General features: G+C 38.9%; 13 protein-coding genes and 1 pseudogene. All 14 read right to left on the bottom strand.

Going from position 1 to position 13,202, the window contains the following annotated elements; translation table 11 throughout:
- Nucleotides 1-121: 121 nt before the first annotated feature.
- The 14 genes and pseudogenes from HNP81_RS04070 to HNP81_RS04135 all read right to left on the bottom strand — a co-directional run bounded on the left by HNP81_RS04070 (nucleotide 122) and on the right by HNP81_RS04135 (nucleotide 13,139).
- Nucleotides 122-745 (bottom strand): AmiS/UreI family transporter, encoded by a 624-nt coding sequence (locus HNP81_RS04070; RefSeq protein WP_028391927.1) that lies wholly within the window; start codon nucleotides 743-745, stop codon nucleotides 122-124.
- Nucleotides 746-1,007: 262 nt separating this feature from the next.
- Nucleotides 1,008-1,631 (bottom strand): urease accessory protein UreG, encoded by a 624-nt coding sequence (gene ureG / locus HNP81_RS04075; protein ID WP_182501648.1) that lies wholly within the window; start codon nucleotides 1,629-1,631, stop codon nucleotides 1,008-1,010.
- A 22-nt stretch (nucleotides 1,632-1,653) separates the two neighbouring features.
- Entirely contained in the window at nucleotides 1,654-2,172 is a 519-nt protein-coding gene (locus HNP81_RS04080) for an urease accessory protein UreE (protein ID WP_182501649.1), read from the bottom strand.
- A gap of 16 nt (nucleotides 2,173-2,188) precedes the next feature.
- On the bottom strand, nucleotides 2,189-3,907 hold the full coding sequence (gene ureC, locus HNP81_RS04085) for an urease subunit alpha (RefSeq protein WP_312859646.1): 1,719 nt from the start codon (nucleotides 3,905-3,907) through the stop codon (nucleotides 2,189-2,191).
- A gap of 76 nt (nucleotides 3,908-3,983) precedes the next feature.
- Nucleotides 3,984-4,154 (bottom strand): aspartyl-phosphate phosphatase Spo0E family protein, encoded by a 171-nt coding sequence (locus HNP81_RS04090; RefSeq protein WP_182501651.1) that lies wholly within the window; start codon nucleotides 4,152-4,154, stop codon nucleotides 3,984-3,986.
- Between the two features lie 235 nt (nucleotides 4,155-4,389).
- On the bottom strand, nucleotides 4,390-4,773 hold the full coding sequence (ureB, locus tag HNP81_RS04095) for an urease subunit beta (protein ID WP_182501652.1): 384 nt from the start codon (nucleotides 4,771-4,773) through the stop codon (nucleotides 4,390-4,392).
- A 118-nt stretch (nucleotides 4,774-4,891) separates the two neighbouring features.
- Nucleotides 4,892-5,194 (bottom strand): annotated as a pseudogene (locus tag HNP81_RS04100) (urease subunit gamma); the annotation flags it as partial.
- 26 nt (nucleotides 5,195-5,220) lie between these two features.
- Nucleotides 5,221-5,877: an urease accessory protein UreF gene (locus tag HNP81_RS04105; RefSeq protein ID WP_182501654.1), complete on the bottom strand. Its 657-nt coding sequence runs from the start codon at nucleotides 5,875-5,877 to the stop codon at nucleotides 5,221-5,223.
- 25 nt (nucleotides 5,878-5,902) lie between these two features.
- On the bottom strand, nucleotides 5,903-6,724 hold the full coding sequence (locus HNP81_RS04110) for an urease accessory protein UreD (protein WP_182501655.1): 822 nt from the start codon (nucleotides 6,722-6,724) through the stop codon (nucleotides 5,903-5,905).
- Between the two features lie 698 nt (nucleotides 6,725-7,422).
- A complete protein-coding gene (locus HNP81_RS04115) occupies nucleotides 7,423-7,767 on the bottom strand; it encodes a hypothetical protein (protein ID WP_182501656.1) in 345 nt (114 codons plus the stop codon).
- Between the two features lie 907 nt (nucleotides 7,768-8,674).
- A complete protein-coding gene (locus tag HNP81_RS04120) occupies nucleotides 8,675-10,003 on the bottom strand; it encodes an alpha-glucosidase/alpha-galactosidase (RefSeq protein WP_182501657.1) in 1,329 nt (442 codons plus the stop codon).
- 34 nt (nucleotides 10,004-10,037) lie between these two features.
- Complete coding sequence (locus HNP81_RS04125; protein ID WP_182501658.1) at nucleotides 10,038-10,868, bottom strand: carbohydrate ABC transporter permease; 831 nt, start codon at nucleotides 10,866-10,868, stop codon at nucleotides 10,038-10,040.
- On the bottom strand, nucleotides 10,868-11,794 hold the full coding sequence (locus tag HNP81_RS04130; protein ID WP_182501870.1) for a carbohydrate ABC transporter permease: 927 nt from the start codon (nucleotides 11,792-11,794) through the stop codon (nucleotides 10,868-10,870). Before HNP81_RS04130 ends, HNP81_RS04125 begins: the two co-directional genes overlap by 1 nt.
- An 82-nt stretch (nucleotides 11,795-11,876) precedes the next feature.
- Nucleotides 11,877-13,139, bottom strand: coding sequence for an ABC transporter substrate-binding protein (locus tag HNP81_RS04135; RefSeq protein WP_182501659.1), 1,263 nt, complete (start codon nucleotides 13,137-13,139; stop codon nucleotides 11,877-11,879).
- Nucleotides 13,140-13,202: the final 63 nt, after the last annotated feature.

Here is a 13,202-nt window from a genome sequence, read left to right on the forward strand (position 1 = left end):
TCCAATAAGATTGTACAGGTAGCTATTGATGGATGTCGAAACTACAATTATTATTCATTCGAAGATGGCTTATTCTTACATGCAGACAGGCAATATGATATGCCTGTCTGCCAAACATACATTAAGACCCTGATTGCAGCTCAGAAACCTCGGACGATACAGAAGACTTTGTGGACAAATACGCAACTATGAAAAGTAGAATTGTGAGTATCGTTACACTCCATGTTGTTTTTGGCCCCACTGCATCCCACTGACCAATTAAAGTAAGAAAAGCAGGAATCGTTGCAGTAATCCAAGCTTGAATAAGGGTTACCCATCCAGTAAAGATAGCAATATTCTTCTTTGAAGCGAGTAATAAGTAGAACAATGTCCAGAGAAACGCCCACATCAACCAGATAACACCAAATTTCACATCATTGAAATGGATAAAGCTTACACTCGCATAACCTACTGCAAGGATAGCTACCCATAAGGAGTACCAACCTACGCCTGAGGAATTATAGTTTTTAAGATTCGTAATTCCTACATAGAGGTACGTAAAACCAAATAAAAAAATACCAGAGGCATTAAAAATGACCCAAGAATCCCCATTTGCTGTGAAAATTAAATAGAGAGGGGAGATCACCTGTATAGCACCGACAAAGAGATTAAACACTCCAGCACTTTTGCCGTCAATTTTACCAAACAGCATTAAACTGTTGACAAATAATACAGCACCGACATACATTAGTCCAACCGAGTTCACTTTTTAACCTCCTTTAAGAATCCAGGAACAGGTAGATTAAATGGTTTCCTTTATAATTACTTTTCAGAATATAGCGCTCTCCTTTTTCCATATAACACCAAAACGATTCACCATTTTTAAGTCATCTATAACGAGCGTAAATGAATGTTTGAGTCATTTACGCTCGTTTTTTACTTTGGCCATTTTTTCCTCAAAGTCAAGTGTTTCAAAATCGTTAAATTTAACTTTAAACCGATAACTATTTTGGCGATATTTGATAATCCTATTGACTCTTTAAAGAAAGATCCTCTAGAAGAACTTGCTTCTTGATCCAACTCATGACTTCATCTAGGCCTTCTTCTGTTACCATATTAGTGAACAAATATGGCCGATCCCCTCTCATACGTTTAGTGTCTCGATCCATCATCTCCAAGTCTGCACCAACGTAAGGAGCAAGATCAATCTTGTTAATGACCAGCAAATCAGAACGAGTAATTCCGGGACCACCTTTGCGTGGGATTTTATCACCTTCAGCCACATCGATAACATATATGAAAGCATCGACTAGCTCTGGACTGAAAATGGCCGACAAGTTATCACCCCCGCTCTCTACTAAAATAAGCTCGACATCTGGAAAACGCTCAACAAGATCGTCAATCGCTTCTAAATTCATAGAAGCATCCTCCCGAATCGCTGTATGAGGGCATCCTCCCGTTTCGACTCCAACGATCCGTTCTGCAGGGAGAACTCCTGAACGAACCAGAAATTCCGCGTCTTCTTTTGTATAAATATCATTTGTGACGACGGCCATGCTGTATTCCTTCGCCATGTGTTTGGTCAAACGCTCGGCAAGTGCCGTTTTACCTGAACCAACTGGTCCTGCAATACCTACTCTGACATATCCCATTTTACATACCTCCGTTAAAAGTTTATTGTTTACTGCTCATCAAACTTTGATCTATATGACCATGATCGTGATCATGGTGGTGATGTCCGCCTCCCTTTGGAATGGGTCGGAAGCGTCTGCATTGTATCTCATAATGTACATGCAGCTTGTTCAATAGCACTTCCGTCGGGTCGTCTATTAGTAGAACAATTTCCCCGCTATCCGTAACTTCAAGAGGCAAGTGTCTATTTCCTAATTCATAGGCGATCAACCCAAGCTCTTTGGTTGATTCAGAGATCACAACGAAAACATCGCAAGGCTGAAGGGATACAAGAACTGTCCCTTCCTCCTCCCTTGTCAGAATATCTCCATGGCGAAGTGATGTCTGTGGCTGCAGTGGCAAAGAAATGCCTATTTCTCTGCCGCGATTCGTCTTCTTGCGAAGAATTCGTTTAGCGCATTCATCCCATGTCAATTCGACAGTCTCAAATCCACGTAACTCCTCGTTCCCATTAGAAAGCCCATCTTCAAATATATTCCCTACTATTTGATTGCAAATCATTACACATCATCCTTTCTTATCTAAGAAAATAAAGTCGGCTCATCGGTACTTCCTCCAACGGTTCACACGTTATCAATTCTCCATCTACTTCTACACGGTACGTCTCAGGATCCACTTTAATATCAGGACAATAATCGTTCCGTATCATATCTTTTTTACTAAGATTTCTCGTATTTCGAACTGGTACAAACTTCTCTGCGGATGCTGGGAGCTGATCGGCGATTCCATTATCGATAGCTGCCTGGTTAACAAAAATATAAGAAAGTTTATTCGGATTGCTTCCAAAAGATCCATACTGCGGCCGATACAGCACTGGTTGACAAGTCATGAGCGAAGCGTTAGGCTCTCCCATCGTGGACCATGCGATGAAACCACCTTTAATAATTGTCTCTGGCTTTACACCGAATAATGTATGCCGCCAAAGGACTATATCCGCTAGCTTGCCAGGTTCCAAAGAACCGACATAATCTTTAATACCAAATACGGTAGCAGGATTAATTGTATATTTGGCCAAATAACGAAGCACACGAGTGTTGTCATTATCTCCTTGCTCCTCAGATAATGCACCCCGCTGAAGTTTCATTTTGGAAGCAAGTTGCCACACACGCAAAATGGTCTCTCCAATTCGTCCCATACCTTGAGAGTCGGAACCCATTATACTGATAGCCCCCATATCGTGAAGAACGTCTTCCGCAGCTATCGTTTCTGCTCGAACACGAGAATCTGCAAATGCTACATCCTCAGGTACTGCTGGATTCAAATGATGACAAACCATAATCATATCCTGATGCTCATCTACCGTATTAACTGTATACGGATTTGTCGGATTAGTGGAGGATGGAATGATATGCGGATAGCCTGCCGCCTTTAGTATATCTGGTGCGTGCCCTCCGCCTGCTCCCTCAATGTGATAGGCATGGATTGTACGGCCATCGATCGCTTCCAGTGTATCATCTACGAATCCAGACTCGTTTAGCGTGTCTGTATGGATTTGAACTTGAAAATCCATTTCATCTGCTACTTGAAGGCATGTATCAATGACTGACAATGTGCTTCCCCAGTCCTCATGAATTTTAAGTCCAATCGCCCCTCCTTTAATTTGTTCGATCAATGCCGCTTTGTCGCTCGAATTTCCTTTACCAAGCATACCCATGTTCATAGGAAACGCTTCAAAGGCATTAATCATTCGTTGGATATTAAAAGCACCGGGTGCTTCGATGCCTACAGTCTTCGGACCTGTTCCTCCCCCAAGCATGGTCGTGAGTCCGCTGCTGAGTGCTTCTTCAACTAATTGAGCTGAGTCAAAGTGTACATGAGTGTCGATTCCTCCAGCTGTCGCTATCATTCCGGGATCAGCAGAAATGATATCAGTACCAGGACCAACGATTAGACCGGGAGTAATATCCATCGTGTTAGGATTTCCAGCCTTTCCGATACCAACAATTTTGCCTTCCTTGATACCAATATCTCCTTTAACAATCCCTTGAATAGGGTCCATTATGATCACATTTGTAATGACAAAATCTAGTGCACCTTCACTATTCGGAATCGATGATTGCCCCATCCCCTCCCGCAATGTCTTACCGCCCCCGAACACTGCTTCGTCTCCATAGTTTGGAGCATTATAATCCTTCTCAATTTCAATCCAAAGATTTGTATCTGCGAGCGAGACTTTATCTCCAACAGTTGGACCGAATAATTCACCGTAATGCTTTCTGCTTATTTCCATCGTTATCCCCTTTTCATTAAAAGTAATATGTTCACAAGCTCAATCATATTTTTAATTCTTATAACCAGAAAATTCTGTTTATTCAGGAGCAAATTGCACCTTTTTTTTGCACCATTATAATTTTTCTGTCTATTCTTTGACTGATTTTAATTACATCGAAATCAGAAAGTGCTTTATTCTTTGCCAATTCATACATAACTAGTCGATCTTCATCTATACTCTTCTTTAAATCTAGTATATTGTTTAAAACCATTAACCTGTCCCTCTCTACTCCGCTACTTATTAAAATTTATTAATCTAAAATTAAGCAAACCTCAGAAACTTACAAAAAGATTTATAATCCATTGTTCTGCTTTTATAAAAACCAGAAATCAACACTATTCTAAAATCACAGCCAAAAGTTAAATGGCTTTAATTCCCGGTACATGTAGGATTAGGGTCTGTTCTTTCACTTTGGCCATGGTGTTTACTTGTTTTAATATTATTCTTCATTTTTTCATATAACCTTTTTCTACAGCTGTTTTAAAAGCATTTTCTCTAATGCTTTGATCTTCCATAGAACCCATCGTCAACCCATTAAAACCAAATATATTCTTTTTCCCTCCAAAGTCGACTAACTGAACGGTCTTTTCTTCACCAGGTTCAAACCGAATAGCCGTGCCAGACAATATATCCAGATGCATACCAAATGCCTTTTCACGGTCAAATTGCAAGGCTTTGTTCACTTCAAAAAAGTGAAAGTGGCATCCTACCTGAATAGGACGGTCACCACAATGCTGAACTCGAATCACCTCTCTTCGGGACCCTGGACGCAGCGTAATAGGTTCTCCCTCGTAACGAATTTCTCCTATATTTCCATTAATTTTAGTCATTCTGTCACCTCCTAAAATATTAAACAGTTTGGTTCACTTTCTCAGATCTTGACGAAGTGAAAATTGAATCATCCAATGTAAAGTAGTTTTGATTCCCTATTTCCGATCTTGTCGGGATACGAATTGGGTCATGTACAGTGATTAATTTTGATCCGTCTAAAAACATTCCTTCTACTTGTATGATTGGGATTAGCTCTCTCACTCCAGGCAAGACATCTTCTTGTGACAATATTTGCGTGCCAAAAGAAATAATATCCGCCAACAGCTTGTTCGCTGTAACGGCCTGTTCCATAAGCTCGTCGCTTATAATTGCCACCGCTTCTGGATAATTGAGTTTCAATCCATTTTTCAATCTTCTTCTTGCTAATTCAGCTGTAGTGAATACTAGCAGCCTTTCATTTTCCCTTGGAGTTAAATGCATTTTTGCCTCCACCACCTATTCATTTTTTATGACATGCAAACCCTTGTATATAAGGTTTCATGTTCCATTGAAGCGATCTCAAGACCAGGAAAAAAACTATTTACGTTCTCGATCGTAAATTCCTCTTCTATTATCGGATAATTTTCTAATTGTTTTCCAAGTCTGTAGAGTACAAGCTGCGACTCATTTTGGCCAAGTGGCATAATTCGGGTCGCCACGGATACCAAAGATACCATTCCAGAAAACAAATACGTCTGCACAGTCTCCCTTAGAGGTAAAGACAGTTTCGCTGCCACTACGCCATAGCCTATCGCGTAGTGATACTGCAAAGAATTGTTCAACAAGTTTTCATAAAAAGAAGTTTCATTGCCTGCCTGTAGATTTTTCACACCAAGCAATAGCGATCTCCCTGTTTTCATACTAGCCTCGAATAACTCCTTGGCAGGTTTTGCAGCCGTATACAATTGCTGAAGCTCAGCCAATCTAGCTGAATCATCCTGTAAAGTAGCCTCATACGCTTCTTTAACAAATACAGCGTCTAAACGAATATTTGCTTCAAGTATGGTTTGCAAAATACTTTCAACTTCTGTCGCTGTATTGATTCGATAGTTCTGAATGTAGGTTTCAAGCCCATAAGAGTGGTTAAAGCTACCTGTCGGAAATGTTCCTCCAGATAGTTGCAACCATGTAAGTAAACTTGATGTTTGCTTATTTCCGGATATAAGGCAACTCCCCTTTCAACATCAGCGGTCTCATAAAAGACCAAACGTCATTAAACAACTCTGTCATTTCTTCGTAATTCGAACTAAGTACTTTCATCGTAATGACACCGCTTGGATGCAGTGAACATCCTGCACGAACACTCAATCTGTCCTTTGTTGATAGATACTCCTGAAGCCGTCTAATAATATCAGCCTTACCTTGACCGGCATATAAGTACAAGGTCCCCCAATGTGAATATCCTTCTAAATAACCGAGGCGCGCGAATTGCTCCCGTTCCATGTTCAACCTAAATTGTTCCCAAATCGCAAGCTTTCCCCCAATATATAAATGTAACCGATTCGAGAGACTTCTGAATTCGAACGACTCTCCCGTGCTTTTACGACCACTGGAATACATTTCACAGTAAGCTAGTACAGAATTTGGATGTACATCAATCCGAGTTTGTGTCTCTAGTTCCGATTGCCGAAACAATGTGATCGCTTCGGGGAAACATTCCAAGCTGGCATTCTCTCCTACATGAAAGTGTTGGTTTATAAAAGCCTTACCTTCTGGCATTTGATAGATTTTGGAAGTCGAGGCGTTCGTCAAATAAAGACGGGCACAATCTTCCACACTTATGGAATAATCCGCACGATCCCCGGCCAACATCCCACCTGCTGTATCGAAAACATACACGAACGCAGTCCCCATATCGTCCATATAAAATGGGCGCATTACCTTCAAAGGGAATCTGTAATTCATCCGGGAAATATAACTTTTTTCATTCTGGTCAACCTTAATACCGAGTTCCAACATACCCTCCTGCATTTGCTACCTCCTTCCGCTGCCACCCGCTTTAAGATGACAGATGCTCAATTTTCTCTTGTCATCTTAAAGCGGGACGTCTGCTGCAAATATTCCGTTATTCTTCTCCAGCTCTATTTAGATTATAGGCGTTATCAATCTTATCCTGATGGAGCAGCGTTTTAAGGCCCATAAATCTTGTGACAATCACTCCCTCTCAATCTAATTAGTCATTTCGTGGCCAACCCTAGGTAATGATTTATCGTCCTTATCTTTTTATAAATGCAATTATCGTGCCAAATTTATAGATTATTCAATCATTTACACAAAATATTAAGAATACAATCATATAGTTAGTTGGTATCGAGCCGTTTTTCTTCAATCTCACAACCATAAAAATTCATTATGTGACTTTAAATGAACGTTTTTTTTACATTATAAATTTATGGAATACTGTATCATAATTGTCCAGTTGTCCACATTTGTATTGGACAACTGAACACTTGAGTGAGTTTTTTGTCGTATCTGATCATTCATGTAAATAAAAAACGCCATGCCTAATTTGGTTGATTTAACCAAAGGCATGACGTTTTGTGCTCATCTTACTAAAGTTAATGGCTATTGGGTCTGACCCTACAAGAACTAAATACAGTAAAAGAATATTCATTAAACACTACATACTGATACAGAGCGCAAGGTCAAACTATCAAAGATAATCGATGTTACCCTTCTTGAATTATTTGAGTATGGTATGAATAGTATTGTTTAAAGAAAGTAATTGCTCCCTGGGCATCCTGAATGTTCAATTTTTTGCATAAATTAGCTAATGCCAATAGTTTATAAGTCACGAACTTTTGCTTGTTCGTAGCAAGTACATAATAAATGAGAGTTTTTATGACAGAGGGTGGTAGCTTCATTTCGTTCAACTTACGGAGAATATCTGATCGAGAACGAATGGATGGCATGTACTCCTGGATTTCATTAAACACTTCCTCTGTTGAATGTGCTTCCAAAAATCGGGCTAGTTTTCTTTCCTTTGCTTCTAAAAGCTCACTATCAACAAGCATTTCCTGTTCTCCTTCCAATCAACCGTTTCGAGCTAATCTAGTTGGTTCTTATTAAAGCATACAAAATTAGATGTCCCTCTTATTCTTAGCCTTTTATTCCAAAAATAAGTCAAATGCTATGGTGATTAGCCAAAGAACAGAAAGAGCACCCGATATATATATGCCTAGACTAAGTAAAGTTTCCATCATGGCTCCTTCTTGACATATCTTGTTCTCCTTTTCTTACCGTGACAAATAAGTACCACAAGTATAGGATTTATTTGGGCTAGGGGATTCTATCAACATTCTGCACACGTATATTGGCACTTGATTAACCTAGAAACTTATCTTGCTAGCTACTAAGAGAACTGAATAATCAAAAGAATCATCGTTCAATGATTCTGATAGTTAGCTAGAATCAACCTATTTTCGAAAGCAAGCTTGTTTATTCAGTGGTAGAACATTATCGCGACAAGTTTTTATTACACGGTTCGTTTTTAATTGGATCCTTTTCAATGAAGCCAAAATCATTGGCTAGAACGTCCATCTTGATGACTACAGTCGCTATAGCTGATCGCTTCTAAAATGCTTTACATACAATTTTGCTCCATATCCGAAGTTATCATCACAATTATTTGATTGCGGGGATTTTCAACTCCTTTCTGTTAAAGCTAATGCCAGTATAAACAAGCTATTTTTAAAATTTTGTCGATTTATTAAATATTCCCTATTTGTAATAGAACTGTTATTTTGTCTTAACAATAGAAAACAAAATGTAATTATCGTTACTGTTTTATGTCTAATAAACACATTCAAATTATTAAACTTTATCATAAAAACAATCGAGCGAAAGGGTCAGACTCCGCAACTAATATATAGCGCGTGGTCTGACCCTTTTTAAGACACCCTCTTAATTCATCGCAAAATCTTATTTCACATAAACTTTAGATTCATTCTTCGTAAACTGCGGCAGCCAATCTCCATGTGCTTCAATTAACTCATCACACATCGAGATGATGTCGTCCATGGATAGTTCAGCGCTTGTGTGCGGATCAAGCATAGCCGCTTGGTACACATGCTCTCGTTTTCCAGTGATTGCTGCTTCGATTGTGAGAAGTTGAGTATTAATATTTGTTCGATTAAGTGCAGCTAGCTGCTCTGGTAGATCACCGATGTAAGTCGGCATAATGCCATTGCGGTCGACAACACATGGTACTTCGACCACTGCATTTTCTGGAAGATTACTAATTAAGCGACCGGTATTTAATACGTTTCCACCAAATTTGAATGGCACATTTGTTTCCATCGCTTCAATAATTCTTGAACCATACTCATTGGAACGAGTATGTGTTAGCTGACTGTTGTTCACCATATCTTCTCGCATTGATTCCCAGCTCTCAATTTGCGAAACACACCGGCGAGGATATTCATCAAGTGGAATATTGAATCTTTCAATCAGCTCTGGATATTTACTTTTTATAAAATATGGATGGTACTCGGCATTATGTTCGGAAGATTCTGTAATATAATAGCCGAACTTATCCATTAATTCGTAGCGAACCATATCATCATGTTTAGTTTTTTGTTTTTCCTTGGCACGACGTTTAATTTCTGGATATAAATCCTTTCCGCCACGCTTAACCTCTAATAACCATGCCATATGGTTAATACCGGCAATCCGTTCTTCAATGCCTTCATGATCCATTTCTAAGTCTCTAAATAAATGCTCTGTACAAATTTGAACACTATGACATAGTCCGATTGTTTTCACGTTTGTGTAGCGCAGCATCGCACCGGTTAAACTAGCCATCGGATTTGTGTAATTTAAGAACAGGGCATCAGGACAAACCTCTTCAATATCCTTCGCAAAATCCAGCATCACCGGAATCGTACGAAGGGCTCGGAAAATCCCACCAATCCCCGTTGTATCAGCAATTGTTTGCTGTAAACCGTATTTTTTAGGTATTTCAAAATCAATAACAGTACTAGGTTTGTAACCACCAACTTGGATTGCATTGATCACATATTTTGCTCCTCGAAGCGCTTCTTTTCGATCAGAGTATGACTGAATCGTTACATTACTATTATAGTTTTTCTTTAAGTTATTCAACATATTTTCAGAGTCTTTTAGACGTTGCTCATCGATATCGAAAAGGGCAAATTCAAACCCAGCTAATGCTGGTACAAACAAACAATCTCCTAGAACGTTTTTAGCAAAAATGGTACTTCCTGCTCCAATAAATGTAATTTTAGACATATTTCATCTTCCTTCCTTATCCCTGTTTTTATGATTAACCTTTTACTGATCCCGAAGCTAACCCTTTAATGAAGTATTTTTGTAAGAATAAAAATAAAATGGTCATTGGTAACATCGACATCAAGGCTGCTGCTGCTACTAAGTTCAGTTTATTTTGATTTGAACCAAAGAAATTAGCTAAAGAAACGGTTAATGTATGCATAGCACTATCTTGTAAGAAAAAGATCGCAAACTGGTAATCATTCCAAATGTATACACAAGATATAATCAGAATCGATGCAGTGATTGGTTTTAACAATGGAAACACGATTCTAAAGAAAATCCCGAGCGTACTCGCCCCATCAATCTTGGCGGCTTCTTCTAATTCCTTTGGTATCGTTGACCGAATGAAGCCTGCATATAAAAAGATCGTTAATGGCATAAACGCTGCAACATTATTGAGAATCGCCACATCATACGTATTCATCATGCCAAAATCAACAACCAAATTGTACAATGGCACAAGTGCCGTCAATGGTGGAATAATCATAATGGCAATAAATAAGAAGTAAAAAAACTTATTTAATTTTGTTTGCCGACGTGCCAGCGGGTAGGCAGCCATTGATCCTAATACGATCAATAATACGGCTGAAAACAGTGTGATAATCGCCGAATTGATAAACGAATTCCCTAAGTTGGTAAGTTCCCACGCCTCGGAAAAGTTTTCGAAACTTATTTGCTTGGGGAAAACCCATTTTGAACTGAAATCACCTTTCGCTTTTAAAGCAGTCGTAATTAAAATGTAGAAAGGTATGATATGAACGAGCGTAATGAAAATAGCCAACCCAGCAAACAATCGTTTCTTTTTCTTGTCTGTGTATGTCACTATGCTTCGACCTCTTTTCGTCTAAAGTAAACGAGAGCTGCTAAGCTTAAAATAAGGATGATGATAGCCATGAAAACACCTTGCGTAGCTGCATAACCAGCATCCTGTCTTTTAAAATACAAATCATACATAAACGTTGACATCGATTGAGAGGCATTTCCAGGTCCACCACCCGTTAAGGCAATAATCACATCAAATAATTTTAAACCACCGATAATATTGATCACCATATTAATCGTGATCGATGGCATTAACAATGGGAGTGTAATATTTTTAAACTGCTGAAGGGCAGAGGCACCATCAATTTGCGCTGCTTCATAATAATCTTTTGAGATGCTTTGTAACCCAGCTAAATAAATGATCATGGCAACGCCTACATATTGATATGTATTGACAAATACGATGATCCACGTATTCCACTCCGGATTTGCTAATGCATTGATTTTGTCTAAGCCTAAGAATAGCAAGACGTCATTCAGTGCTCCACCTTGATAGGCAAAGAAGAAATACCAGATATACCCCATGATTAACGGACTAATAATAACGGGAAGATAAATCACCGTTCGGGTAATGGCTTTCATTCGAATGCTTTGATTTAACAATAGCGCATATAATAAGCCGATAATATTTTGCAAGATGGTACTACCGATTCCATACAGTAAGGTATTTTTCACGACGAGCCATGTTGTGGGATCTGTTAACATTCGTTTGTATTGGTCTAAGCCTACCCAATCATAACTTTGGGAAAAACCGTTCCAATTCGTAAATGATAACTGAATCCCATTTAAGAAGGGATATAAAATAAATAGAAAAACGATGACCAAGCTTGGAGTATACATCCACCAAAGAGAAGATGGCTTTTTCTCTTTTCGCTTCGGTGCTTTCTTGGCAATGGCTACCTTTCTTCTAGCTACTAGTTCACTCATCATATCAACTCCATATTTAGACGTGCTTTGCCTGTATAAGGGAGTCGCCATCCTTCAATAACTCCCTTATTCGTACACGTAGCTACTGTTTTCTTAAACGATTATATTCTTCGCCCATTTTTTTCGATAACTTTTCAGGTGTTAAGCTACCTGAAAGCAATTCTTGACCAGTCGTCCCCATAACATCCCACATGCCACTTGGTAAATACACACGATCAAAGTAAGGTTGTACATCAATATCCTCGAATTCTTTATAATACGCGGAGAAATAGTTTTCCGCATCAACATTCGTAAAAGCATCTGGCGCTGATGTTCCATTAGCAATCGTTATAATATTTTCTGGTTGAGCGATAAAGTCAAGAAAACGTCTTGCCTCATCAGCGTGCTTTGTGTTTTTAGATATCGCTATAGTATGACGCTCACCGCCAATCCAACTTGGCTGATCTCCTTCATGAATCGCAGGTACTGGCATGGTCCCTATTTTTACATCTGGGTTTAATTCTGTTGCATCAGGGCCAAGTGAGCCTGCAACAAACGTGAATGCTATCTTATTTTGGGCCATTAACTCTGTTGCTTGTTGTATTTGTGCTGTTAGAACATCTTCATTTAACAACCCTTTGTCTTGCATTTCCTTCATTTTTTCAGCAAGCAGCGTGTAATTGTTCCAGTCAAATGTTCCATCTACTAATTGATCTCCATAACTATTCTTCTGGTCGGTAATCAGTAATGGCGTCGCAAACTCGTCAAAAATTTGAGCAATACCATCTTTATCACTACCAGGAATCCATAATGGTGTAACTTCTCCATTGCTTTTTTCTTTAACTGTTTCTAATGCTTTCATAAACTCATCTAGAGTCGCCGGTGGTTCAATGCCATACTCTTTTAACACAGCAACATTATAGCTAATTCCATCTTTCGCTTGATTCAATGGAAACGCATACACTTTTCCGTCTTTGTCCTTAAGTATTTGATCTAACGCTGGATCAAAATTTTTAACCCAATCCATATCCTTTAAATCCATGACATATTCACCATATCGAAGCTGTGACCAGCCATGTGTATCAAATAAATCTGGCATATCATTCGCAGCCATCTTGACACGAAGCATATCTTCATAATCTCCAGGCGAATTCAATTCAATCTTTATTTTAGGATTTGCCTCTTCGAACTTGGCAACAACACTTGCAAATGCCTTCTTTTCCCCTTCTTTTTTCATCGTTGAGAAAAGAGATAATGTGATTGTACCATCCGCTCCAACAGTCTTATTTGATGAACTTCTGGAGCATCCCGAAACAATTAAACTGAAAGCTACTATAAGCAAGAACATATTCAGATACTTTTTCATCGTTTTTCTCCCCTATTTTCTAAGTAAAATAAATGGTTTTTTCTTTGACTAATAACACATTAT

The organism is Peribacillus huizhouensis (assembly GCF_014138605.1).
GTDB classification, from domain to species: Bacteria; Bacillota; Bacilli; order Bacillales; family DSM-1321; genus Peribacillus; species Peribacillus huizhouensis.